Annotated in this window: 13 protein-coding genes and 1 tRNA gene; 9 read left to right on the top strand and 5 right to left on the bottom strand. The window is 54.4% G+C overall.

Features of this window, described 5'->3' with window-relative positions; all coding sequences use genetic code 11:
• Positions 1 to 43 precede the first annotated feature (43 nt).
• The 8 genes from IEV97_RS07420 to IEV97_RS07455 all read left to right on the top strand — a co-directional run bounded on the left by IEV97_RS07420 (position 44) and on the right by IEV97_RS07455 (position 16,435).
• The gene (locus IEV97_RS07420) at positions 44 to 1,843 is read left to right on the top strand and encodes a BamA/TamA family outer membrane protein (protein ID WP_229733836.1); all 1,800 of its coding nucleotides are present in this window, start codon (positions 44 to 46) and stop codon (positions 1,841 to 1,843) included.
• Between the two features lie 83 nt (positions 1,844 to 1,926).
• A tRNA-Met gene (locus IEV97_RS07425) sits at positions 1,927 to 1,999 on the top strand.
• A 173-nt stretch (positions 2,000 to 2,172) separates the two neighbouring features.
• Entirely contained in the window at positions 2,173 to 3,573 is a 1,401-nt protein-coding gene (locus IEV97_RS07430; RefSeq protein WP_188500863.1) for a PKD-like domain-containing protein, read from the top strand.
• Between the two features lie 868 nt (positions 3,574 to 4,441).
• Positions 4,442 to 7,813: a DUF8696 domain-containing protein gene (locus IEV97_RS07435; protein ID WP_229733837.1), complete on the top strand. Its 3,372-nt coding sequence runs from the start codon at positions 4,442 to 4,444 to the stop codon at positions 7,811 to 7,813.
• A 5-nt stretch (positions 7,814 to 7,818) separates the two neighbouring features.
• Positions 7,819 to 8,778 carry a PorP/SprF family type IX secretion system membrane protein gene (locus tag IEV97_RS07440; RefSeq protein ID WP_188500864.1) on the top strand — a complete coding sequence of 320 codons (960 nt, stop codon included), beginning with the start codon at positions 7,819 to 7,821 and terminating at the stop codon, positions 8,776 to 8,778.
• 500 nt (positions 8,779 to 9,278) lie between these two features.
• Entirely contained in the window at positions 9,279 to 13,442 is a 4,164-nt protein-coding gene (locus IEV97_RS07445) for a PKD-like domain-containing protein (protein ID WP_229733857.1), read from the top strand.
• 26 nt (positions 13,443 to 13,468) lie between these two features.
• The gene (locus IEV97_RS07450) at positions 13,469 to 14,422 is read left to right on the top strand and encodes a PorP/SprF family type IX secretion system membrane protein (RefSeq protein ID WP_188500866.1); all 954 of its coding nucleotides are present in this window, start codon (positions 13,469 to 13,471) and stop codon (positions 14,420 to 14,422) included.
• Between the two features lie 18 nt (positions 14,423 to 14,440).
• Positions 14,441 to 16,435 carry an OmpA family protein gene (locus IEV97_RS07455; protein ID WP_188500867.1) on the top strand — a complete coding sequence of 665 codons (1,995 nt, stop codon included), beginning with the start codon at positions 14,441 to 14,443 and terminating at the stop codon, positions 16,433 to 16,435.
• A 310-nt stretch (positions 16,436 to 16,745) separates the two neighbouring features.
• On the opposite strand, the gene IEV97_RS07460 is transcribed toward IEV97_RS07455, so the two are convergent.
• The 5 genes from IEV97_RS07460 to IEV97_RS07480 all read right to left on the bottom strand — a co-directional run bounded on the left by IEV97_RS07460 (position 16,746) and on the right by IEV97_RS07480 (position 23,751).
• The gene (locus IEV97_RS07460; protein WP_188500868.1) at positions 16,746 to 17,513 is read right to left on the bottom strand and encodes a 3-hydroxybutyrate dehydrogenase; all 768 of its coding nucleotides are present in this window, start codon (positions 17,511 to 17,513) and stop codon (positions 16,746 to 16,748) included.
• An 82-nt stretch (positions 17,514 to 17,595) separates the two neighbouring features.
• Entirely contained in the window at positions 17,596 to 20,097 is a 2,502-nt protein-coding gene (locus tag IEV97_RS07465; RefSeq protein ID WP_188500869.1) for a TonB-dependent receptor, read from the bottom strand.
• A gap of 38 nt (positions 20,098 to 20,135) precedes the next feature.
• On the bottom strand, positions 20,136 to 21,170 hold the full coding sequence (locus IEV97_RS07470; RefSeq protein WP_188500870.1) for an alpha/beta fold hydrolase: 1,035 nt from the start codon (positions 21,168 to 21,170) through the stop codon (positions 20,136 to 20,138).
• Positions 21,148 to 22,704: a sodium/pantothenate symporter gene (locus IEV97_RS07475; protein ID WP_188500871.1), complete on the bottom strand. Its 1,557-nt coding sequence runs from the start codon at positions 22,702 to 22,704 to the stop codon at positions 21,148 to 21,150. Before IEV97_RS07475 ends, IEV97_RS07470 begins: the two co-directional genes overlap by 23 nt.
• A 291-nt stretch (positions 22,705 to 22,995) precedes the next feature.
• A complete protein-coding gene (locus IEV97_RS07480) occupies positions 22,996 to 23,751 on the bottom strand; it encodes a LytR/AlgR family response regulator transcription factor (RefSeq protein WP_188500872.1) in 756 nt (251 codons plus the stop codon).
• Between the two features lie 121 nt (positions 23,752 to 23,872).
• Here IEV97_RS07480 and IEV97_RS07485 point away from each other — a divergent pair, with 121 nt between their 5' ends.
• Positions 23,873 to 26,038, top strand: a complete 2,166-nt coding sequence (locus tag IEV97_RS07485; RefSeq protein WP_188500873.1) for a sensor histidine kinase — start codon at positions 23,873 to 23,875, stop codon at positions 26,036 to 26,038.
• Positions 26,039 to 26,212 lie beyond the last annotated feature (174 nt).

Below are 26,212 nucleotides of genomic sequence, written 5' to 3' on the forward strand. Positions count from 1 at the left end.
TTAACAATTTAGCCATTAAACAATTCAACAATTCAGAACACAAATGTACAAAATCGCGGTCTTAGTCTGGTGCTTATTCCTGTGGCTGCCCCTGGTGCAGGCGCAGGATAAGCCACCGGTGCCACCGCAGCAGGTGCAGCCGCCCGCGCCTAAGCTGGTTAGTCAGGCGAAGGCAGCACTCCGGGTATACACCGCTAGCCCCGATCGGCAGGTGCTCCGACAGTACAACTACCGCACCCAACTAACCGACACCGTAGAGGCCCGCAAAGAGGTAGTAGCGCTCGTGCATCGCCTGCACCAGGACGCATACCTGCTCGCCTCGGCAGACAGCTCTTACAAGAGCAATGATACGCTCCACGTGAAACTGCACATCGGCAGCCGCTTCGACTGGGCTGAGCTGCGCAACGGCAACCTGAGCGAAGGCATTCTGGTGGAGTCTGGCTTCCGGGAGAAGTTTTACCGCAACGTGCCCTTTAAACCGGCCGAATACGCCCGCCTGCAGCAGCGCATCCTCGATTACGCCGAGCGCAACGGCTACCCCTTCGCCTCCGTCTGGCTCGACTCCATTCAGATAGTAGATAACAAGATAAAAGCTGCCCTGATGGTGGAGAAGGCCTTTGTGGTCACCTATGATACGCTACAGGTGATGGGCGGCAGCAAAACGCAGCCCAAATTTCTGATGCGCTACCTGCAGCTATACCCTGGGCAGCCCTACAACCAGGATCAGGTGGAGGCTTCGCAGCGCATGCTCACCACGCTGCCATACCTCAAAGTTGTGCGTCCTCCGCAGGTGCAGTTCCTCCGTGACAAGGCACGGGTCGTTTACTTCCTTGAAGACCGGCAAACGAGCCAGATAGATGGTGTGGTCGGTTTCCTGCCCGACCCAAGTCGCTCCGGCAACAAGTTGCTTATTACGGGCGAGGCCAATATGAACATCCGAAACATCAAAGGCAGCGGCAAGCAATTGGGGCTGCAATGGCGGCGGGTGAACAAAGGCTCTGTGATCCTGAACGGCGAGTACCTGCACCCCAACCTTTTCGGGACTCCTTTTGAGTTGGGCACGCGATTCGGGCTACTGAAGCAGGACTCCAGTTACATCACCATACAACCGCGGGTGCAACTGGCCTACAACACCATCCGGTACGGGCGTTTCAGTGTGTTTACCGAGTGGCGCAACTCCCGCATCCTCTCCACGGCTAGCCCGCAAAGCCTGCGGGCCCTCGACCTGGCCGACGCACGCACCAACACCTACGGACTGAACTACCTCTGGAATAACCTGGATGACTTCTATTTCCCACGTAAGGGACGACTGGTAGAGTTGCAGCTGGCGGCAGGTCGCAAGAAGCTGTTGCGCAACCCGAATCTGGAGAAGGAGTTTTACGATACCTTGGAGGTAAATACGACCCAGCTCAGTCTGGGTGTGCGGCTGGAGAACTTCTTCAGGGTTGGCAAAAACAGCGCCCTGCTGGCCAGGCTCCGGGGCGAGGCACTGCTCAATGACCAGATCTTTCTGAATGACATGTACCGTATCGGTGGGCTGTCCTCCCTGAGGGGCTTTGACGAGTACTTTTTCTTCGCTTCTACCTACGGCATCGGCACACTGGAGTACCGCCTGTTCACGGCCGAGGATTCTTATGTGTTGCTCTTCTATGACCAGGGCTACTACCGCAGCGATCTGGAGCAGTCAAAGGCTGAAGGCCTGCCGCTCGGGGTTGGTGGAGGCATCAGCTTCAGTACCGGCGCAGGAATTTTTCAATTGGTGTACTCTGTCGGAAAATCAGAGCAACAGCCTATGTCGCTGAGAACCTCGAAGATACACTTCGGAATTACCAGTAAGTTTTAACGTGGCGCAATTTTTTTGAGGTTTTTGGCAACCAAAGCTTGCGTAGTAAGTATGTTTATACTACTTTTGTAACACAATAACAGTGCGGGATGGAGCAGTTGGTAGCTCGTTGGGCTCATAACCCAAAGGTCACAGGTTCGAGTCCTGTTCCCGCTACCTAAAAAGAAGCCTGATTCAGAAATGAGTCAGGCTTCTTTGTTTTTTATTCCCCCTCATGCCGCTTTTTCTATCCTGCTGTTAATAACCTCCCCGACACATTCGGCAAAGAAGCATCCGTATATGTAGTAAAATTACTATATTCGAAGTAGAATATATGACTGCTTTGCCACATGACACCAGCGCCATTCCGTTTTCTTCTCACTGCCCTCCTGCTTATTAACCTGGCACTGCCATCGCACAGCCGAAGCCATGCCGTTTCTGCTACTCCGGCAGGTATAGCATGGGTTGCTCCTGCCACCCCGGGGGCTATCAACGGGTCTGCAAAGGTTTGTCCAGGTCAGGACCTCCTCTACAGCGTGGAAGCCGTCGCAGGTGCGATGTACTATACCTGGTCCGTTCCGGACAGCTGGGTGATTACTTCCGGGCAAGGGGCCAGGCAAATCTCTGTTATAGCGGGTAGTAAAGGTGGCGTCATCAGTATAGTGGCTGAGAATAACGACGGGGTAAGCGGGGCCCGCGAGCTGGCAGTTCAACTGGAAAAGCATCTTTTACAGCCTGGCGCCATAGAAGGGCCTACTGCCTTGTGTGCAGGTAGCCGGGCCAAGTTCAAAGTCGAGGCAACAGCTGGTGCCCGTTCGTATGTATGGAGCATTCCGGCCGGATGGGTGATTGTGTCAGGCCAGGGAACAAGCGAGGTAGAGATTCTGACAGCAACTGCAGGAGGAGTAGTGCGGGTGACCGCCGCGAACGCGTGTGGCCAGAGTGCCGTTTCCCAACTGGCTGTAACAGTCTACTCGCCTCTGAGCAATAATCATGTGCAGGGAGAGCAGGAGCTTTGTGTTGGACAGCAACCGCAGACCTTAGCCGGCAGTTTTCCTGCCGGTGGCGAGGGTGCTTATGCCTATCTGTGGGAAAGCAGCATACAAAATGCATCCGAGGGATTTATACCTGCGGATGGCGCCAATAATCAGCAGAACTACACGCCGGGTGCCTTAACCGAAACCACCTGGTTCAGGCGCAGGGTGACGTCAGCAGATTGCCAGCACATCAGCGATGCGATCATGGTAAAAGTGCTGCCCGTACCTGCCAAGCCGGCTATTGAGCAGTTGGGCGAAAAGGAATTGAAGGCGTCTGTGGCAGGAGCAGCGTACGAGTGGTGGCACAACGGCGTGTTGCTGGGGCAGCAGACGCAAGTTATCACAATAGGGAAAGCAGGGGTTTACTCGGTGCGGGTGCAAAATTCCGAAGGATGCTCCTCTGCCGTATCTGACGCGCTGGAGGTGGTGCAGCAAGAGGAGGAAGAAGTGCAGCCGGAAGAAGTAATCCCTCCAGGGGTTAACGTGACACTGCGGCCAGGCGAAAGACAGCTGATCCTGTCTTCCAAGGAGCCCCTGCCAAAGGCACTGCTGCAAATAGCGGATCTTCAGGGGCGTGAGGTATACCGGAAAGAAATTTTGCAGTTGAACAAGCCTGTGACATTAGAGTTGCAGCAATTGCCAGATGGTATTTATATGCTCCTGCTCCACACACCCGACCTGTACCTGAAAAAGAAAGTGCTGCTACAGCGGTAGCCGCCACGATCTGCTTTCAGAAGGGTGCGGAGCTTTGTTTCTCTTGCGCGTTTACTTTCTACTTAATGGGCAAACTGCCTAGAGCAAGCAAGCGTGTTTGAGAACTTAGGCAAGTCATTGCCTCCACCCGGGTTCATTGTCCGGGGTGGAGGCGGCCTCTGCCGATGTCTGGTTTATGTCAACGGCGGGCCAGGGTTTCTGTGCATTGGCTTGACGAATACATGCCCGCCTGCTCCCCTTTTCCTTCAAGTGCATTACCTCGACAGATTAAATATTACCCCTACTATATTTAAACGGAACTATACCTTTTCCCGTAGAAAAGGGTCTTCTGCTATGAGGAATTATCAGAGTGAAGCCTAAACAATATTGCACTTCATTTGTAAGCCAATTTCGGGAGTGAATATATCAACCACTAATTAGGGTATATATACTGTTATTTGATTGTTTTACTTATATTTAGATAATATTAGCTTTAAAGTCATGCTCTGATAAATCATAATGAAAGATTATATCGTTATAGTTTCAGTATAGCCAAATTTCATCCTTTAAATCTGATCCGATGCGTCAACTGCTACCCAGGCATCTGTTCTTTAGCTTGCTTGCTTTTCTGTTATTATCAAGTGTTCATGTTTGGGCAGCTCCCTGTCCTAACACCGTGCAAATTGAGGGACGTACTGTTCTGTGCGAAGGCGAAGAAACTATCTTAAGAGCTCCTGAAGGTGCTGGGCTTTCTTACCTCTGGTTTAAAGACGGCGTTCAGACTGGAGTTACAAGCAGAGAGTTGCAAGTTACTGAAACGGGCAGGTACAGGGTACAGGTGTCAGGTGCTGCATGTGATGTAAGTGTTTCCTCTGAGATACCCATTACAGTGAATAGCCGGCCGGCGCCACCAAACTTTACTGTCACTCCCTCCACTGCAGCCTGTGCGGGTACTGCATTAGCTTTTTCAGTAAATAACGCAGACGATGCACTCTTTATTTATACATGGGATTTTGGGGATGGCAACACGGCCCGAGGACCCAATGTAACATATGCCTACAACCTACGCGATACGGGTGTAAAGCCCTTTGATGTAACCGTTTTTGCAACAAGCCGCGAAACGAGCTGTGAATCCGAGCCAGTGGTGCGCGAAGTGCAGGTGCGCCCGCTTCCAGAAATCTCTTTCACCGAAGAAAACAGCTTTCTCACCTGTCTGCCTGATACTGTTGCAGATGACGAAATTAGCGTAACAGCCATTATCAGTAACAATACACAAGAGCCATACCTGGGTGACATCCGCAGTTACTCCGTAGACTGGGGCGATGGCAGCGCACCGGTGCAGTACCGTCCGTCTGATTTTCCAATCTCCAACCCAAACCCCTATACCGCAGTCGGGGACTATACTATTACCATCTCGGCCGTGGCTGGCAATGGTTGTACAGAACCCTTCATGCAGGTATACAGTGTGAGCAAGGAGCCCAAGGCGGGTTTCTCGCTAGGCAAAAAGCGGGCGGATGAGAGCCAGCAACCCCCTTGCGTACCCGTCATTGTGACGCCCGAAGACTCCGCGACTGGTGGAGGGCTAACCTATGTCTGGTCCGTAACGCCAGATCAGGGCTATGTCTTAGAGTCAGGTAGCCTGACCGAAGCGAATCCTGTTTTCCGCTTCACAGAGTCCGGGGTGTACACCATTGAGCAGATCGTCACCAACGGGTGCGACTCCGACACAGCCTCGCAGGGTATCGTAGTGGGCTGGCCGCAGGTGCAGCCTCCGGCGGGAGGCGTATTTTGCGGACCGACCCGGATTGACCTGAGTGGTACCGGGGGCGGAGGTGTTCCAGGCGGAGGAGGAGGTCTGTTTATCGACAAGAACCTCGGAGAGAAAATCACCGTGACCATCTCCATCAACGGACCGAAGGGGCCAACGACCCGTACTTTCAATTCAGAAACCTTTAGCTATGCATATGATTTCGACCGACCCGGCACCTATACCATAGCCGTGGAGGCGGTGAACGAGTGCGGTAGCTCCAATGCCATTTTCCAGGGTCAGCCACAGCCGCCGGTGCAGGTAGTCATTTTGCAGCAGCCAGGGCTGCCAACCATCGCTAACCCGGGCATCGTCTGCGAGGGCGATTTTGTGGAGCTGACCCCAACCTCCACGGCGCCGTCTTTTGCCTGGTTTGATACGGATGACCCGAATGCAACCCCAATTTTTATAGGCAAGACCTTTGTGACGCCCCCTTTGCCTGGTGGTAGCAACAATTTTTATGTTGCCGCTCGTGACTCAGCGCAAGGTATACTTTGTACCGGTCCGCGCAGGCAAGTGACCGTTAACGTGAACCCACGCGTGACCAACAACCTGATCGATATTGGTGGACAGGAAACAGGTAGTGTGTGCATCGGCGGCGTAACGGCGGCGCTTACAGGCGGCAGGCCTTCCGGCGGCGACGAAACTTCGCCTTACAGCTATACCTGGCTGGTTAGTACAGCTGGGCCGGACCGAGGCTTTGCGGCAGCCCCTGGGGTAAACAACAACCAGAACTATACCCCAACACAGCCCATTAACGCTACTACCTGGTTCAGGCGTGTCGTCCGCTCAGCTAACTGCTCACCTGACTCCAGTAATGTAGTGGAGGTAGTGGCCGTAGAGCCAGTGCCAACTAGTGCGAATGTTGTCACGCCGGCATTGCAGGAGATCTGCGCGGGAGATTCCCCAGCTCAGTTAGTAGGTTCACCACCAAGCGGCGGAGCAGGCGGGCCCTATACTTATCGTTGGGAAATAAGCACGCTTGGGCCAACTACAGGCTTTGTGCCAGCACCGGGTTCAAACAATGGCGAAAATTACGAGCCCCCTACCAATTTATCCGGCGACTCATGGTTTAGGCGTATTGTGACTTCAGGAGCTTGCGACTCGCCCTCAGAGGCTGTTCGCATCACTGTTTCCCCGGCCCTGGCCAATAATACCATCACAGCGTCCACTCAGGACGAATGTTCCGGCACTGCGCCAGGCTCCATTACCGGTACTGCCCCATCGGGTGGCAGTGGCAACTATACCTATGAGTGGCTGATCAGCACTACAGGTACTGCGGGCAGTTTCGTGCCGGCGCCGGGCACCAACAACCAGCAGAGCTATACCCCGGGCGCCATTACGCAAACCACCTTCTTCCAGCGGGTGGTGCGATCCGGTCAGTGTACGCCCAACGAAAGCAATGTAGTAGAAATACGCATCCGGCCCGCCATAACAGGTAACGCTGTTTCAGCAGCGCAGGAGATCTGCTCGGGCACACAGCCGGCGCCACTGACGGGCACTACTCCTTCCGGTGGCAGCGGCGGGTTCACCTACCGCTGGGAAAGCAGCATCAGCGGGCCAACTGCGGGCTTCAACCCTGCCCCTGGCCAGAATACCGGGGTGGGCTACACCCCTCCTGTGCTCACCCGCGATACCTGGTTCCGCCGGGTGGCGATCTCGGCAGGCTGCGAGAATCCTTCAGAGGCCGTGCTGATCTCGATGCTGCCATTGCCAAACGCGCCTATCCTGACAGTGCAAAATGCCCGGGCCTGCGTGGGCGAGCCTGCTACCCTGACGGTGGCCAATGCCAACGGCAATACCATTGAATGGTACGACGCTCCTACGGGCGGAGCGCCGCTCTTTGTGGGCACCACCTTCGTCACGCCAGCGCTCGACCGCAACACCACATACTATGTGCAGGCCAGAAACAATAACAACTGCGCCAACGCGACCCGCACAACTGTAGGCGTGACCATCGTAACGCCGGTAGCGGATGCCGGTCCGGATGTGGAGATCATCCAGGGGCGTCCTGCAGAACTACGCGCTACCGGTGGCGTGACCTATGCGTGGGAACCCACAGAAAGCCTGAGCAATGCCAACGTAGCCAATCCAGTGGCCAGGCCCGATGTAACAACTACCTATACCGTTACCATCACGACCGAAGAGGGTTGTACGGCTACTGATGAAGTGACCGTGACGGTTATACCTGCCATCACGGCGCCGAACGCCTTCTCGCCAAACGGTGACCGGGTGAACGATGTGTGGGAGATCGGGAACATCCAGAATTACCCGGACGCCCGCATCGAGATCTTCAACCGCTGGGGGAATCAGATTTTCAGTTCAACCGGCTATGCTACCCCCTGGGACGGCACCTATAATGGCGAATCGCTGCCGGTGGCCACCTATTACTACATCATTTATCTCAACAGCTCCGAAAAACCAATTTCAGGGCATGTGACCATTATTAGATAATGACTATGAAAAAGCTGTCTTTCCTGTTGGTTGTATTGGTAGGTGTTGTTACGCAGGCTTTCGCACAGCAGCGTCCGCAGTATAGCCAGTACATGGTCAATAACTTTCTGCTCAATCCCGCCCTGTCAGGTATAGAAGATTACGCTGACATACGGGTGAGCACCCGACAGCAGTGGGTGGGGCTTGACGGAGCGCCTGTTACCTACTACGTCTCCGCCCATATGCCGCTGAACAAAGGCGCTGCCAGTACCAAGTATGCCAAGGCGCTGGCGCACCACGGGGCAGGCATCATCATCCATACCGATAAGACGGGCCCGTTGCGCAGAACAGGACTGTCAGGTACTTATGCGTACCACCTGCCTGTCACGCGCACCATAAACATGTCAGCTGGAGTGGCGGCAGGTCTTATTCGCAATACTGTTAACAGTTCAGAACTGGAGTTTACCAACCCGGCGGAGCCGCTGATAGGCGGCGGCCGGGTGAACCAGAATGTGCTGGATCTTTCGCTGGGGCTGTGGGTGTACTCCCGTAACTTCTCGGTGGGCCTTGCTGGGGCGCAGCTGCTGGAGAACGCCGGCACCTTCCGCTCATCAGAAGAGAACAACGTGTCGCTCGACCTGCAGCGGCATTACTTCCTGACGGGCAGTTACCGCATTGCGCCCGGAGGCTCTATTGACATCATCCCATCTGTCATGTTCAAGCTGGCCGCGCCAAGTCCGCTATCGGTGGATGTGAACCTGCGCGCGCTTTACGATGAGCGCTTCTGGGTAGGCGCCTCGTACCGCCACAACGACGCCATCGTGGGCATGGTAGGCGTGTACGTCAGTCCACTGATTGATATCTCCTATTCTTACGATGCCACTACATCAGGCCTCAACCGGGTAAGCGCCGGAACCCACGAGGTGGTAGTCGGTTTCAAACTGCTCAACGACCGCCGTATTATCTGTCCGCAATGGGTATGGTAGGGTAAAGCGCATTTTTCGGTTTAGTGCAATTCAGGGAAAACTGGTACAGGAATATTTTTTTTATGTTACTGATACAGAGTGTGCCTGATTGTGCCTACTTTTGCAGCCGGGTCTGAAAAATACCATTTTAGGATTGCTTGAATAAGCGTGACGAGCCTATACTCTGGGTTGGGTTGACGGCTGTGCTGAAGTTAAGCGAGCCGGATAGGACTTTGCCGTAATTAAGTTTAAACTTTAACTTAAAATTTGGTGCTTAACAAATTTTGTTAAATTTTAGAGCTTAATATAGCCCTAAATATATGCAATATACTTTCGAAGCTTCGGAATGTACTTTTTAAAGTATATACTTGCAGGTTATTTGGCTAAGTGGGGTGAAAGGAAAAGAGCTTCGGGAATGGCCGTCCGTCGCTGCAAATTGTTGAATATTAAACGCCAGGTTCTATAACAAACTTATACTCATTGATTTCATGACAAGCTTCTTAAGTAGAGCCTTGCTCCTAGTGCTAGGCTTATGGCTGGTGGCATTTGGCGTAAATGCGCAACAAGCACCCACACTGGGGGCCTTTTACGACTATAACGTAGTAGGTGCCGATAGGGTTATCAACCAACCTAACACGAGTACAATTGTTCGCGCAAAAGTAGCCTCGGTCAGCAGGCCAGCACAGAACTTCAATACAGGAGCCGTTTGGCGTGGCATTGAGAATCAGAACGCAGCCGCTAACGATGCCCTTGCCGCAGCTACATCAGTATATAACACAGCAGCCGCAGCCACCCCCACTTCCACGCTGACCAATCCAGAACTCGGCGGCCGTACCTATACCGCCGGTGTATACCTGTTCAACGGCAATGCTACAGTTGCCAGCGATATTACACTGGATGGAAATAATAACCCCAACGCCGTTTTCATCTTTATTGTCAAAGGCAGCCTCAACATAGGTGCCGGTGTAGACATTGAGCTCATCCGGGATGCTAAAATTGGCAATGTATTCTGGGTAGTGGAAGACGCGCTTACGGTAGGTAATGGTGCAGAGATCAAGGGCCAATACCTGGCGAAGCAAGCAGTTACAATAGGAGACGGCTCTATTGTGAGAGGGCGCGTTGCCTCCTTGCAAGGAGAGGTCAGACTGAACAACAACAACTTCTTTCTGCCAACAGACCTGGAGATCAAAATTTCGAAAACGGAGGGCAACGCCGGTGTCGACCGCTACATCGTAGGCCAGACGATCACCTATACCTTCACAGTTACCAACAAAGGTCCGGTTGATGACGAAAACGTGCGTGTATCGCCCATTCTCTTCTCAGGCGTTAATCACTCCTTCACAACGGACGCTCCCAACTCCACCTTTTCGTCTGTGAATGGCAACTGGGTATGGAACATCGGGAGTCTGAAAGTAGGACAAACCTACACGCTCACGCTTACGGCCACCATCAACGAAACTGGCCCGGGTTTTGTGCGCGGTACAATTTCAGGGGCGGCCGAAGACGAAATTCAACAGAACAACACAATTGACATCAACTTTTGCGCGGTGCTTCCGGATGCCGGCGTTATCACTGGGGCAGTTGAGCTCTGCGTGGGCACTGTCGGGGAATACAGCATCGAACCGGTAGTAGGAGCCACCGGCTATACCTGGAACGTGCCAAGTGGTTGGAGAATCACGAGTGGTCAGGGAACCACAAAAATCACAGTGGAGGCAACCGGACGTAACGACGAGGCCTTTATACAGGTTTCGGTGAACAACAGCTGCGGCGCCAGCCCTCCAAGCCGTCTGAAAGTTAACAACTACCCCGACCCACCTGCCACACCTGGTCCTATTACGGCAAATGAAGGCGTGTGTGCCGGCGAAGGTGCAACCTACTCCATAGCACCTGTGCAGGATGCTACCTCTTATGTCTGGACAGTGCCAGCAGGCTGGAAGATAGTGTCCGGACAAGGTACCACACAGATTTCTGTAAGTGTGGGTGAGTCAGCCGGCAAAGTAACGGTAAAGGCTAAAAACGTCTGCGGCGAAAGCCCGAATGCGGCTGAGCTGGATGTGAAGCCCTTCCTGCAGGCTCCTAACCAGCCCTCCAATATCTCCGGATCAGGCACATTGCCTTTCTGCGTATCTACCGAGCGTGTGACATTCAGCGTGACAGCCAGCGGCGATGTGGCAGAATATGTATGGGAGTACCCAACTGAGTGGACACTAATCGAAGGGCAGGGAACGAACACCGTTACCTTTAACCCGAATGGAGTAGGCGGCACTGTGACTGTGAAAGGTATAAATGCCTGCGGAACCAGCCCCTCCCGAACTTTCAATGTCGTGCCCGTTCCTGGCCCACCGGTTAATCCGGGAGATATTTCAGGAGCATTCCCGGTTTGCCAAGGCAGTGTAGGTACAAAATACTCTGTAGCGCCAGTACCTGGAGCGACAAGCTATACCTGGTATGTGCCAGACGGCTGGACCATTACCGCAGGCCAGGGTACGAATGAAATCACCGTATCGCTTAGCGAGAATGCCAGCGGAGGTCAATTACGCGTGCAGGCGGTTAACAATTGTGGCGCAAGTGGCATCACACGCAAAGACGTAACGACCGCAACCGGCGCTCCTGCCGCTCCTGTCGCGATAAAAGGAGAAGAGTTTGGCTGTACGGCCAAAACTACAGTATTTGAAATAAATCCGGTTGCAGGCGCTCAGAGCTATACCTGGACAGTGCCTCCAACCTGGGTTATCACCAGCGGGCAGGGTACAACCCGCATCACGGCCACAATAGGTAGCCAATCGGGCAATGTAAGCGTGATTGCAACAAACTCATGCGGTCAGAGCAGCCCGGCAACAAAGGCCGTAAGACCATTCCCAACTGTGCCAGCCTCGCCGTTCGCCATCAATGGTCCGAACGAGGTATGTATAGGACAGAGCCAGGTGGTGTATACGCTGGCGCCAGTGGACCACACCCTGGAGTATATCTGGGCAGTGCCAGATGGCTGGACCATCCTGTCTGGACAGGGCACCACAGAGGTCGTGGTAAAAGTAGGTACATTGGCTGGCGATATTACCGTGACGGCTTCCAACCCTTGCGGCAACAGTATACCTGCCAAACTGCGCGTGGCACCTGTGGCTGACGTGCCAGCCCCACAGGCAGGACCAATAACCGGAAACGCGCAGTACTGTGCCGGTCTTAACCAAACCTACTCGGTAGCCCCTGTGCAAGGTGCAACATCTTACTTCTGGACCTTCCCGGGTGCAGACTGGGTGATCGTGGAAGGACAGGGCACCACAAGCGTTACTGTGAAAGCCGGAACAACACAAGGCAAGGTGAGCGTGGCAACGGTTAACAATTGCGGAACCAGAAGCACCGCCACCGGTTTGACCGTTCAGTCGGTAGGTACGGTACCTCCCACACCATCCGCTATCGTAAGCGACAACAAGACCTACTGCGGTAATGCAACTGGTCTTACTTTCCGAATAGCTGCTGTCCCAACGGCGGTTAGCTATGAGTGGGCAGTGCCGCAAGGCTGGACGATCACATCAGGGCAAGGGACAACACAGATAAAAGCAACAGCTGGAACGAGTGGAGGCGAAATAACAGTAGTCGCTGTTAACTCATGCGGAAAGAGCCAGAGCGTTAAACTGCTAACTGAGCCCCAGCGTGCGCTTATGAACCCGGAAGCTATCAAGGGGCCGGAAGTGGCATGTGTGGGCAGAACCGACGCGGTTTACTCTATACCTGCCATCAGCGGTGCCGAAACATACCTCTGGACACTGCCAACTGGTTGGGAGATACTTGAAGGAGAAGGTACCAACAGCATAAGGGTGAAAATAACAGGCAGAGGCGATGTGATAGTAAAAGCTCAGAACGCCTGCGGCACCACGGCCGACGCTAAGTTGACGGTAGAAGTCGTGACATCGCCCCCTCTGGCACCTGCCACTATCAAGGGCGAGACGCTGACTTGCGCAACCCGCACCACTACATACTCCATTGACCCAGTTGCCAACGCAGCCTCTTATTCCTGGAAAGTGCCGGCCGGATGGACCATCACGGCTGGCCATGGCACTACGCAGATTACAGTACAGATAGGCTCTGGCTCAGGAGAGGTAAGCGTGGAAGCCGTGAACGACTGCGACAAGAGCGCTGCCACCAAACTGGCTGTTTCAACAAGACCGCTTCCTGTCATCAGCCGCATTGTGGACCGCACTCTCGCCTGTTCAGATATAGCCACCTTCGAGCTTGAGTCGGACAGCCCAAGCGCCCTGTTTACTTGGGAAGTGCCGACCGGATGGGAAATCCTGTCAGGCCAGGGTACTAGCGTCATCACCGTGATGCAGGGCAATAACAGAGGAGAGATCACCGTGGTGGCCGACAACGGCGAGTGTAAGAGCGATCCGGTAACGATGATCTCGGACCCAAGTATGCGTGAGGCCAACCTGATTGTGCCGAACGTGTTCACGCCGAACAATGATGGTGAAAACGATACCTGGGTGATCGGAAACCTGGCAAACTACCCGGACAACGAGGTGGTGGTAGTGAACCGCTGGGGCAATGAAGTGTACAAGAGCAAAGCTTATCAGAACAACTGGAACGGAGACAAATTAGCGGAGGGTACCTACTATTACCTGATTCGCCTGACGCTGTGCGATGGCTCTGAGAAGACCTACAAGGGTTATGTGATGATCGTCCGATAAGAAAACAAACGAATTAAGTGATTACCATGCGAAAATTAGGGGTACTTCTGGTGTTACTGCTGCTGTCCTGGGAGGGCTATGCACAGCAGGCACCGCAATATACACAGTACATCTTCAACGAGCTGATCATCAACCCGGCCTATGCGGGTAGCAAAGAGATTATCAACGCTAACCTTACCCACCGCAGCCAGTGGGTAGGTATAGAGGGAGCGCCTACCACGCAGACCTTCAGTGTGGACGGGGCCTCACGCAGCGGACTGCTGGGCTTCGGTCTTAATGCCATGAATGACGAGCTGGGGGCTCAGCGCCAGATGGGCCTGCACGGCAACCTGGCGGTGCGCCTGCGTATGAGCGAAACCGCAAAGCTGGCCCTCGGCTTTGCAGCAGGTTTGGCCCAGTATACCCTCGATGGCACCAAGCTCAACACAGGCAACACACGGCCTGACCAGGCGCTCAACCCGGGCAAAGTTTCGGAGCTGATGCCTGATTTCCGTATTGGCGCCTTTTTTAACACCGAGCGTTTCTACACGGGCCTCTCGGTAGCCAACCTGGTGAACACGGGAGGTGACAAGCTGGAGGTCACCATGCCGAACCGCCATTACTTCCTTTCGGCGGGCTATGTGCTGGACCTTTCATCGGCGCTTATTTTCAAGCCGAGTTTCCTGGTGAAGGAGGACTTCAACAGCCCGACCAGCCTGGACCTGAACGCCTTTTTCCTGCTGGGTGAGCGCATCTGGCTGGGCGGCTCGTACCGCACGGCCGTGAAGGTGCACAACAACTACTCTGACGAATACGAACTGGACCGCCGCAACGCATGGGCCGCCATCGCGCAGCTGTATGTGACGCCGAAGCTGCGCCTGGGCTACTCGTACGACGTAAGCCTGAACGCCCTGCGCCAGCACGCCAGCCACGAAATTTCATTAGGCTATTCCTTCTTCAAGAAGCAGGACAACCGAATGCTGACCCCACGATACTTCTAATTCACCCAGAAAGCAGACATGAGATTACGATTCCTATACCTACTGATTCTTCTGGCCACAGTATGCGCGCAGCCACTGGTGGCGCAGAAAAAAGAGATGAAGGAGGCTGATAAGTACTTCAACAGCTTTGAGTACGCCCTGGCGCTTGATGCCTACAAAAAGCTAATGGAGCGCAAAGAGCCCGACGCCTACCTGCTTGAGCGTATTGCGGACAGCTACCGCCTGATGAACAACAGCAAGGAGGCCGAGTTCTGGTATGCCCAGGCGGCCGGCTTCGAGAATGTCACGCCAGCGAGCATCTTCTACTATGCCGAAGCAGCCAAGCGCAATGGCAACTATGAGAAGGCGAAGGAAATGTATACCAGTTATGCCCGCCGTGTGCCGGAGCAGGCCACCATGGCCATGGAGAAGGCCGCATCCTGCGACACGGCCAGCTTCTGGACCAACAGACCCCTCTCTTATGAAATTGCTGTTGAGGAAAAGCTGAACTCCTCCGGTGTTGACTTTAGCCCTATTCAGCTGCCGAACGGCGACATGGTTTTCTCTTCAGACAGACTCCCGACCGACGACAGCAAGAAAAAAGAGCGCTTTAACTGGACAGGCAATGGTTTTGTGCAACTGTACTACGCCAGTATGAAAGAAGACTCTACCTGGAGCGAGCCGAGCCCGCTCAGCGAAGAGATCAACACAGAGTTTCACAACGGGCCGGCCGCCTTCCTGCCGAAGGAGAACACACTCTACTTTACCAGAACCAACAGTGTGAAGCGTAGCCAGAGCAAAGTGAACACGGACCCTACCAGTTGGGTGAATAGAGGTGGTGGTAAAGGAACTGGGAACATTAACCGCCATGAGATCTTTACAGCGCGTCGCAATGGCGAGGAATGGGTGGATATAAAGCCCTTCAAGTATAACAAGCCACAGGAATACTCGGTTGGTCATCCGGCCATTACGCCAGACGGCAAGCTGCTCTACTTCGTGTCGGATATGCCGGGAGGGCAGGGAGAAACTGACATTTACTACAGCGAGCGACAGCCGGACGGCAACTGGGGCGAGCCCGTGAATGCAGGCGAAGTGATCAACACAAGTGGCCGTGAGAGCTTCCCGAGCATTGGAGGCGATGGCAAACTTTACTTCTCATCTGACGGGCACGTAGGCCTTGGCGGACTAGACATCTTCAGAGCAGAAGGAGAGCACGGCAGCTGGACACGCGTACAGAACCTGATGTACCCGCTCAACACCTCACGCGACGACTTAGGTATAGTAGTAGACAGCTCAGGTACCAAAGGCTGGCTTTCATCCGGCAGAACGAGCGAATCGGGCTACGATAACATCTATAAATTCAGAGAGGTGAACGTGGAGTGTACGCTGGTGGGCCAGACGTACGAAATGGTGGACCAGCCGGGAACGCACATCAAGAAACGCGTGATGGTAGACAATGTACTGCTGCAGTTGTTTGAAGAAAACGTGGGCTCGATGGTGGAAACGCACTCCGACTCTACGGGTAACTTCAACTACAAAGTGGAGGCGGGCATGCAGTACACCATCCGGGGCAGTAAAAAAGGCTACCTGACCCAGACGATCCTCTTCACGCCGGATTGCCGCTTCAGCATAGACTCGCTGCTGGTGGAGATGATCATGTACCGCGACACGCCGAACGTGCCGATCGTGCTGGAAAACATCTTCTACGACCTCGACAAGCATGACATTCGCCCGGATGCGGCCATCGAACTGGACAAACTGGTGCGTATCCTAAAGGCCAACCCGACGATCCGCATTGAGCTGAGCTCGCACACCGATAGCCGCCAGACCCGTAAGTATAACCAGGACCTGTCGGAGCGCAGAGCCCAGGCCGCCGTGGATTACATCGTCTCGAAAGGTATAGATCGTAAGCGACTGGTAGCGAAAGGCTATGGCGAAACCAGGCTGCGTAACAAGTGTGCTGACTTTGTAGAGTGTTCGGAGGAAGATCACCAGGTGAACCGCCGTACCGAATTCAAGATCATCAGCAAGTAATAAACAAGTAATAAATTAAGGTTAAAGCAAAGCCCCGGCCCTCCTGAGAGAGCCGGGGCTTTTTGTTTGCAGTCAGTTACTTTTGCTCAGGTATAGCAGCTTGGAAAAGGTATAGGAATGCTGGAAAGCAGCCAGACAGAATTAATTTGAAGTAAACAAAATCATGCTGGTGCAGACAGTTTACCGATTCAAGCTGCTTCGCTTATCAAAGGCACCTATTAGCGGGACACCTGCCCGTTGTCGTCAGGTATAGCTATTCTGTTAAGATGCGCTATATCTGATGGCAATAGCAGGTATAGCGCTCTCTAAGCTACTGTGCAGACCAACCACCGTCCACCGGGAGCATGGCGCCAGTTAACTGTGCAGCTGACTCGGAGGCCAGGTATAGCGCCAGGTTGCCGAGTGCCTCTACTTCCACAAACTGCTTGATGGGTTGCTTTTTGAGCATCACTTTTTCAATGACTTCTGTTTCTGACATCTGGTGGGCACGCGCCTGATCCGCGATCTGGGCTTCTACCAAAGGGGTGCGTACATAGCCCGGGCAAATCGCATTGCACGTAATACCATGCGGGGCTCCCTCCAGCGCCAGCACCTTTGTTATACCTGCCACCCCGTGTTTCGCGGCCACATAGGCTACTTTATACTCGGAGGCACGCAGCGCATGCGCCGATGCGATGTTGATGATCCGTCCGAATCCTCGGGCTTTCATACCTGGCCATACGGCTTTAGAGGCATGGAAAGTAGCCGACATGTTGATGGCGATGATGGCATCCCAGCGGTCTTCCGGAAATTCGTCGACCGGAGCGACATACTGTATACCTGCATTGTTGATGAGTACATCCACTTGCCCAAACTCCTGCTCTGCCTGCTGCACCATCTCCCGGATCTGCTCCGGCTGCTGCATGTTGGCCGACGAGAACATGACCTTTATGTTGTACTCCTGTGCCAAGTCATCGGCAATCTGCTGACCATTTTTCTCCAGCCCGTTTAAGAGCAAATTATACCCCTGCGCGGCAAAAAGTCGGGCTATACCTAAGCCTATGCCACTCGTGCCACCTGTAATGATTGCATTCTTCATGTGTGAAAACCTGTGAATTGAATATGTAACGCAAAAAAACAGAGCGCCCTTGCGGGGCGCCCTGCCTTCACCTTAATCTAATCTACCTAACGTCGTTTTTGTCTTTTTTGCCACCGAAGTCGAAGCGCAGTTCAGCTGAGTACAGGCGGCCGATAACCGGTGAACCCACAAACTCGCGCTGCTCGGTATTGAACAGGTTGGATACGCTGGCACCCAGTGTGATCATCTGCGTGAAACGGTAGCCAGCGCTCACGTCCACAGAGGTAAAGCCACCCAGCGGTCCGTAATTGTAAAGGAGCGGTGCCACACGCTTATTTGCATTTTCTTTAGCTGCCACCTGCGAACCGGAGTAGAAGTCATACTCTGGCAGGATGCGCACGTTCACAGAGCCAAAGAATTTGTTGTTGAACAGGTCACGGGCCGTGAAGTTGAAATTGTAGCGGTGCTTCGGTGCGTTCAGGCTGCTTTCAGCGGGAACCACTTTGCCGTCACCATTCGCGTCGTTGTCCAGGTTGTCGTGGTCCGTAATGTCAGAGTTGAAGTAAGAGTACTTGGCGCCTACGCTGAAGTTATTGTTCAGGTAGTAGTTCAGGCCAAGATCGGTACCCCAGGAGTTCACGTTACCATAGTTCAGGTAGGTGAGGTAGTAGTTCAGCGCGTTAGAAGCGGCCTCTGTCACGTCTTCAGTACCTTTGCGAATCACTTTCTCTTTGCCCATAAGCGGGGTGATGGCTGTCAGTGGCGAGATAAAGTCCTCAGACATAGAATACCATGTGCTCAAGTCCACATAAAACTTGTCGGTTGGAGTGCCTTTGTAACCCAATTCGAAGGTCTGCACACGCTCCGGCTCCAGTTTCGGAATCTCACGGGTGGCACCTGTTTCGGTGTTCTGTATCGTCAGGCCGGCGCCGCTACCCAGAATGGCCAGGGCACCATTGTTCAGGTAAAACTCCTGGAACTGGATGGAAGGGGCCGCATAGGCGCGACCGTAAGTGGCTCTGAAAGTACCGGCCAGCGCGTTGAGTGTGAGGGCGGCTTTCGGGCTGAACTGCGTGCCGTAGTTATCGTGGCGGTCGAGGCGGGCACCCACCACAGCGCGTACACGGTCACCCAGGCCGCGCTCGATCTGGGCAACAGCACCGTACTGGTTCAGGATGATATCGCCGTTGCGGTCATCGAGATAAGTCTGGCGGCTATAGGCCACGTCGCGCTGGAAGCTCAAGCCGGTTACGATATCAAAACCACCATAGCTGTTGTTGTACTGCACCTCTCCGTTCAGACGGTGGCTCTTGTCGATGAAGCCCGGGAAAGCGATGGCCGGAGAGTTAGGGTATAGCTCTCCTCTGGCAGCACCTGTCTTGGACTTTTCGTGTGCCACTTCCTGCGACTGACCCAAGGCACGCAAGGTATAGTAATTGTTGGTGCGGGCGTTGATCTGGTAAGTGTCACCGGCATCGTTCCAGGTGTTGTATACCTGTGCAAAGATGCGTGGCGTTACGATGCGGCCGTGCAGGTACTGGAAAGTCCAGCCGTCGATCTGGTTACGGCCGTTGTTGGTGACGCCAATGTTAGAGCCTTGTCCGATACCGTAGTCCAGGATCACATCCATGTTCTGGGTCGGGCTGTAATACACGGCGGCGCTGGCACGCTTGAAGTTGAAGTTGAAATCCACATCATACTCAGGCAAGGCACCCAGTGTGGCATTGTAAACGGTGTCGATGAATTCAAAGTCTTTGCCCTGCGTGTATTCTGCATTCACTTTATAGGCAAACTTGCTGTTGATCACCCCGGCATGGCGGGCGCGGGCCGAGAGAACGCTTTGGTTACCGGCACCCAGCGTAACGGTGGTGCCCGGATGACGACGTGGGTCTTTGGTGATCGTGTTGATGATCCCGTTGTGCGCGTTCGGACCATAAAGTGCCGAAGAAGGGCCCAGAATCACTTCCACCCGCTCAATGTCTTCTTTGATCACGGTATTGTAAACACCGGCCGGAAGGCCGGTACCGCCCGGCAGCATGGAGTTACGGCCGTCGGTAAGCTGGAACATCTTCACGTTAAAGGCATTGTTGAAGCCGCGGGCGTTGATGCCGATACCGGCCACCCCAGAGCGCACCACTTCCACGCCCTGCACCTTGTTGAGCAACTCACCCACGTTAAAAGAAGGCAGCTCGGTCAGGTCGCGCGTGGAGATCACGCTGATGGCGGCGGGCGCCTCGGTGAGTTTCTCCGGACGACGGGAAGCCGTTACCACAATTTCCTCGCCTACTACCTGAGTAGTGTTCATGGTCACAGTGCCGATGTCGGTTGTGCCACCAGAGCTAACCGTGATGGATTGTCTTGGGAAGGTATAGCCTACATAAGAAATACGCATGTTGTAGGTGCCGGCTGGCACATCCATAATACTGAACTCACCGGCCGCATCCGTAGAGGCGCCTTTGGTGGTTCCTTCAAGCAAAACTGTGGCACCCGTCAGGGGCTCCCTGGTATCGGCCCCGAGCACGCGGCCTCGCACACTGCCGCTTTGGGCCAGTGCCACCTGTGTCACTGCAAGGAGTGCGAACAGGAGAGAGTAAATTTTTTTCATGATAATTAGGTTAGATATTAAAGGTTAAGGTTTAGATGCTATTTCAGAAAATCCCGGATCGTTTTGTTAAAAGCGCCCGCCTGCTCGTACTGCAGGAAATGCCCCGCTTCGGGCAGCAGCACCAGTTGGCTGTTGGGAATGCGCTCGCGCGCGGTTTCGGTCACGGCCTGGGTGGTTAGGTTGGGGTTCAGGTAGCGGTTAGGTATAAGCGCGTCATTACTGCCGAAGATGATGAGCGTCGGCACCTGCACCTGCGGCAGTTGTTCGTACACCGGCTCGTCGACCATAGCGGCCACACTGCCAGCCACAGCCGTACTGTAGGCCCCGAATTCAGCCGACTCAGCCATTTTCAGGCGGTCGTCGATCATATACTGCACATCCCCTGGCATCTGGTGAAAGTTCATTTTAAAATTAGCTACCACTTGCTCCGGCGTGGTTTTCTGCACGCTCTCCGGCGTCACCGTCATCTTGAAAAGCTGTTTTTGCTGCTCGGTGAAGGTTTCTATACCAGCCGGGGCGGCCAGTATTAAATGCTTGATGCGCTGCGGCTCTTTCAGGGCGGCGGTGATGGCGATCTGCCCGCCCATGGAGTGCCCGACCAGAGTAGCTTGTTTCAATTCAAGCGCATCCATCAGGGCCAGCACATTGGCGGCGTAGCTCGCCATACCTGGCGTTATACCTGTTTTGTCGGACTTGCCGTAGCCGGGCAGGTCGATGGCGATGCAGCGGTAATGCTGGCTCAGCTCGGCCACGTTCTTATCCCAGGCAGGCAGGTAGCTGCCCAGTCCATGTATGAAGATCAGCGTTTCAGGTCCTTTTCCCTCGTCGGTATAAGCTAGTTTGGTGCCGTTGGGCAGCGTCACTTTTTTGACCGCATACTTGTAGTTCAGCCCTTCGAACACAGGATCGGCAGCTGGTGCAACGGCAGTGGTCTCGGTGCTGGCTGTTGCCGTGTCGGTGGTCTTGTCTATACCTGTGGAGGTGGCGGCAGGCTGCGCCGACTGGCAGGCCGTGTGCAGGTATAGCAGGCCAAGCGATGCCAGCATGAGTTTAGTTTTTGAGCTCACTTTCATAGGTCGGTTCAGTTAAAAGTGAAGGGTCTTCTGTTGTCGGCTCAGTGGCTGGCTTCCGGAAGGCGTAGTAAAAGATAAGTCCCACGGCTACCGAAGCCAGTATGGCCAATGCGGCGGCTATACCTGGGTTGCGCACCGGCGCCTGCATGTAGGTGGTGAGACCGCCGTAGTACACGCCGAAATGCACGATCACCGAAGTGATGGACGCCGCCACCGGGGCAATAAGCGGAACCCGGCGCAGGAACATGCCGAAGAGCACCGGTACGAAGGCGGCCGAGAAGTAGGCGTATACCCCGTTCTGCGCAAAAATGCCCACGCTTAGGTTCGGGTTTTGCAGTTGGTCAAACGTCAGCCAGATGGTGACGGCCGCCAGCACCACGATCACGAGGCGGTTAACCAGCACACCTTTTTTGGTGATGCCTTCGCCCACGACCGGGGCCAGGATGTCGGAGGTAATGGTGATGGAGAGTGACTGGATAAGGCCTTCCAAAGTAGAGAGACCCGCCGAGATCAGCCCCAGCACTACCAACAAGCCCATGTATACCGGGAACTCCTTCACCACATAAGCCGACATGATACCATCCACTGGCAGCGGTTGCCCGTTTACTGTCATATCCGGGAAAGAAAGACGGGCGTAGAGACCGGCGAACACCACCAAAAAGAAAAGTCCCTGCGCCAGCAAACCCGTCAGCAGGTATAGGTTCACATCTTTTTCGTTCTTGAGTAAAAGTGATTTGGTGATGATGTGCGGTTGGCAAACGATGGCCACCCCGATGATGAACTGGCAGAAAATGATCTCAAAGTTATCGCGGAACAGAAAGCTCTCCGGGTTAGTGGGAGACACCAGCAGCGGATCGATAGCCGCCAGTTTGTCCAGAAAACCATGCACGCCATTGCTGAAGTGCTCGTAGCCGGAACCCAGCAGGATGAACGCCACAATCAGCATCAGCACCGCCTGAATCATGTTGGTGTATACCATGGAGTTGGCGCCTCCGAACATCATGTAGCCGAACACAAACACCACAATGCCGACGCACACATGCAGCTCGTTGAGGTTGAGCACGCTGGCCAGCACCTTGGTAAGCCCTACGCAGATGAGCACGATGAACGTGATGAGCAGCAGCGACAGGATCGCGAAGAACATGGCATAGCCGCGACTCTTGTAGGTCAGCCCCATCCACTGGGCCATGGTTTGCGCCTTTACGGCGGTGCCCATCTTGCGGAAGCCCTTGGTGAGCACGACCAGCGAGACCAGGGCCGCTACGGGCAGGGCGATCGCCATAGAAATGACCCCGCTGATGCCATACAGCGCTACGAAGCCTGGATTGATGATAAAGGTGGCGGCACTCGTCATGGAGGCAGCCAGCGCTAAACCTACGGCAATGGGTGAGAAGGCCACGTTGCCGAGGGCATAGTCAGAGATGGAGCGGATGCGCAGTGCGCCCCGAATCACAAAGAACAGGATAATGCCTGCGTAGGCGAGTACGAGTACCCAACCAGCCGTAACAAGCTCCGATGATGCCAGACTATTCATGCTTGATGGTATTATTGCTAAGGAAATATTGAATTAATTTAGCTAATAATAAACATTGACAGAAGCCTATACTTGCCAAACGAGATTAAATTAAGGTTAAATCGGTAAGGGAGAAGGTGAGGTGAATTTTGAATGAGTGAGTGGTGAATCACCGGGATGGTTGAATTGTTGGTTGCTGATTGTTGAATTGTTTATTCGGTGCATGATCTGCGCCCTATACCTGCATACCCTCCCCATTCAAAGCTCAGAACAGGAGACCTTTAAACTCCTCAACTCTCAAACTCCAACACGCTACAGTATTTGCAGGCGCTTCAGCAAGGCGTCGCGGTGGGTGTTGCCGATCGGGATCTGTTTGCCGCCGATGAGGATGTTGTTGTCTTCGATGGCTTCGATGGCGGTGAGCTGCACGATGTAGGAGCGGTGGACGCGCATAAACTGGCCGGCGGGCAGGCGCTGCTCCAGGTTCTTCAGGCTTTGGCTGACCAGGTGCAGGTGCGTGCGCGTCTTGATGTTGCAGTAGATGTCCTGCGCTTCGGCCCAAACGATGTCCTCGAGCATCACTTTCTCGAGGCGGTTGCGCACTTTCACAAACAGGGCGTCGTGCAGCAGAAAATTGTCGGCCTCTACGGTATCGGTGGGCTGGGCAGGTAAAGCCGCTGGTTGCAACTGCCAGGTGCCGGCGTTGTGAATGGCCAGTTCGATGCTGCTTTGCAGGGTGCGGGCATCAAAAGGCTTCACCAGGTAGGCATGCGGGTTGGTTTGCTTAGCGCGGTCGATGGTCTCCTTATCCGAAAAAGCCGTCATGAAAATGAAAGGCACCCTGGTGGCCTTCGCCAACATGGCAGCGGTCTCTATGCCGTCGAGCTTGCCGTCAAGCGTGATGTCGAGAATGATCAGGTCCGGCAGGTGCTGGTGCACCTGCAGCAGCAACTCCTCGCCCGAGCTCACGGCCTGACACACCTCGTAGCCCATCGACTCCAGCGAAAGCGACAGGTTCTGGGCAATCACCACATCATCTTCTGCAATCAGTAATTTTAGCCGGGCCATAGGTATAGGTGTAAGTAAAATCGGTCAGGTATAGCAGCTCAATATAGCAAAAGGTTTCCATCGGCGAAATCTCTTACTCTCCTAAGTATAGCTGAACTGAGATTATTTTGTAAATTGACGTATGTTTGCGCCTTCCTATACCTGTTGTTTGCGCCGCTTTTTCAGGGTGCTCGCCTTGCTGCCTTTCCTGTTGGCAGTGTTGCAAGCCCGTGCGCAGGCACCCGATACGGTGGATGTGACGGCTTCGGAACAGCGTATAGCCGAGGCCCTGCAGGTATACCACGACCCAAGTGCGACGCTGACGCTTGACCAGGTTCAAACGCACCGCTTTACGCCAAACGGTACCGGTACCGTGCTGCAGCCGGGCAAAACGGTGCACTGGGTGCGGGTAGTGTTGCGGAACCCGAGCGACCGCGAACAGATGCGCCTGCTCTATGCCGGTGACTGGAGCCACATCGAACTCTTTCAGCAAACCGGCGCAGGCTATACCTTAAAGCGCACAGGCCGGCTTTTGCCCATCGGGGAGCGTGACGTGCCTTCTTATAAATCCTACATCCGGCTGGAGCTCCTGCCCAACAGCACCACCACCCTATTCCTGCGTCTGCAGAGCGACATCGACCTGTACAAGCCCCAGGGGCTGCAGGTACAATTGCTACTGCCGGAGCAGGTGAGCGCCGCCAACAGCGACAGGCTTTTCGGGCAGGGCCTTTTCATCGGCATTATCCTGGTGATGACGCTTTACAACTTGGTGCTGTTTGCCTCGGTGCGCGACCGCAGTTACCTGTACTATGTGTTGGCGCTGCTGGGCACGGGGCTCTACTTCATGTTCTACCATGGCTTTGCCCTTGAGCTGCTCTGGCCGAACTCCCCGCTCTGGAATGCACACAGTTTCCCGTTTATTGTTACCTTCAATGGCCTGTTCCGGGTGCTGTTCACACGCCACTACCTCAATACCCAGCGCACCATGCCTGTGTGGGACAAAATGCTGACACTGCTGGCCCTGCTCTACATTCTGCCGGTAGGAATGGGCCTGCTCTCTTACTTCACGCCCCTCGACCTGCTGCAGGCTTGCGTGAGCCTGATCGGCATCATCGGTGGACTGGTGCTGCTGGCCATGGTGCTGACCAGTATACAGTCGCTGCGCCAGGGGTATAGGCCGGCGCTTTATTTCCTGATCGCCAATGTGTTCTTTGTGGTCGGGGCCTTGCTGTTCATCCTGAAAGAGAATCATCTGGTGCCGGACAACCTGGTGACCGTGTATGCGGCGCAGGTAGGTGTAGTGGCGCAGGTGGTGCTGTTCTCGCTCGGTCTGGCCTACAGGCTGAACACCGTGACAAGCGAGCTCAACGCCAAAGTGCTCGAGAAGGAGCGACTCGAGCGCGAGAAGGAAACGGAGCGCAAGCTGCTGATCGAGCAACAGAAAAACGAACTCGAAGTGATGGTGGCCAACCGCACGGCTGCTCTCCGGCATCGTACGCAGGAGCTGAAAGACACGGTGCGCAAGCTCAAGGCCTCGGAGCACAAGCTGCGCCGGCTCAACTATTTCAAGGACCGCTTCTTCTCCATCATCTCGCACGACATCCGCACGCCGCTGGCCACACTGGAGTCTTTCCTGAATATACTGGTGAATTTCTCGGACAAGATGAAGCCGGAGCAGATGCAGAAACTAGCCACTCATACGCAGGTATCGGTGCGCAACCTGCAGGCCCTGCTCGAAAACCTGCTGCAATGGTCGACCGCCCAGACAGCCTCAGGGCACCATGTGCGCTTTGAGCCGGAAGCGCTACAGGTGGCCGAACTGGTGAACCGCAACGTGACCCTGCTCAAAGATACGGCTGATACCAAGCAGATCGCCTGGCAGGTAGAAGTGCCGATGCAGCTACAGGTACGTGCCGACGCCCACATGCTCGACTTTGTGGTGCGTAACCTGCTGCACAACGCCATTAAGTTCTCGTACCCGGGCGGATTGATACAGGTGTCTGCGGAAGAGGGCCCGGGCAACATGGCGACGATAGCCGTAACCGACCAGGGCACCGGTGTAAGCCCCGATGTGCTGGCCACGCTCTTTAAGCTGGAAACGCCGGCCATGGCAACCAAGGGCACTATAAACGAGAAAGGCACCGGCCTGGGTCTGCTGCTTTGCCGCGATTTTGTGGAGCGGAACGGGGGTACTATACAGGTAGAGACAGCGCTTGGAAAGGGCAGTCGGTTTTACTTTACCGTGCCGCTGGTTATACCTGAGCAGGCCACAGATAAGCAACTGCAGCTGGAAGGCGAGATCTGCTAACCACATCTGTACCTGAACGTTTGCATGCCAGGATTATAATCAGAAAGGCGCTGGCCGCCAGACTTTATGGCTATCCTGCCGACAGTTTAGCAAGTTGGCTCACGATGGAAACAGTAAAAAGCCAAGCAGTATAAGGTATAGGTTGTTTGCCAGCTGGCATGGCGAAAGGCCACC

This window comes from Pontibacter amylolyticus (assembly GCF_014638845.1).
Lineage (GTDB): Bacteria > Bacteroidota > Bacteroidia > Cytophagales > Hymenobacteraceae > Pontibacter > Pontibacter amylolyticus.

Bases quoted from the DNA above. Each gene is read 5' to 3' on its own strand.
- IEV97_RS07450 (WP_188500866.1), top strand. From the start codon at position 13,469: ATGCGAAAATTAGGGGTACTTCTGGTGTTACTGCTGCTGTCCTGGGAG.
- IEV97_RS07480 (WP_188500872.1), bottom strand. From the start codon at position 23,751: ATGGCCCGGCTAAAATTACTGATTGCAGAAGATGATGTGGTGATTGCC.
- IEV97_RS07420 (WP_229733836.1), top strand. From the start codon at position 44: ATGTACAAAATCGCGGTCTTAGTCTGGTGCTTATTCCTGTGGCTGCCC.
- IEV97_RS07460 (WP_188500868.1), bottom strand. From the start codon at position 17,513: ATGAAGAATGCAATCATTACAGGTGGCACGAGTGGCATAGGCTTAGGT.
- IEV97_RS07440 (WP_188500864.1), top strand. From the start codon at position 7,819: ATGAAAAAGCTGTCTTTCCTGTTGGTTGTATTGGTAGGTGTTGTTACG.
- IEV97_RS07465 (WP_188500869.1), bottom strand. From the start codon at position 20,097: ATGAAAAAAATTTACTCTCTCCTGTTCGCACTCCTTGCAGTGACACAG.
- IEV97_RS07475 (WP_188500871.1), bottom strand. From the start codon at position 22,704: ATGAATAGTCTGGCATCATCGGAGCTTGTTACGGCTGGTTGGGTACTC.
- IEV97_RS07430 (WP_188500863.1), top strand. From the start codon at position 2,173: ATGACACCAGCGCCATTCCGTTTTCTTCTCACTGCCCTCCTGCTTATT.
- IEV97_RS07455 (WP_188500867.1), top strand. From the start codon at position 14,441: ATGAGATTACGATTCCTATACCTACTGATTCTTCTGGCCACAGTATGC.
- IEV97_RS07485 (WP_188500873.1), top strand. From the start codon at position 23,873: ATGTTTGCGCCTTCCTATACCTGTTGTTTGCGCCGCTTTTTCAGGGTG.
- IEV97_RS07470 (WP_188500870.1), bottom strand. From the start codon at position 21,170: ATGAAAGTGAGCTCAAAAACTAAACTCATGCTGGCATCGCTTGGCCTG.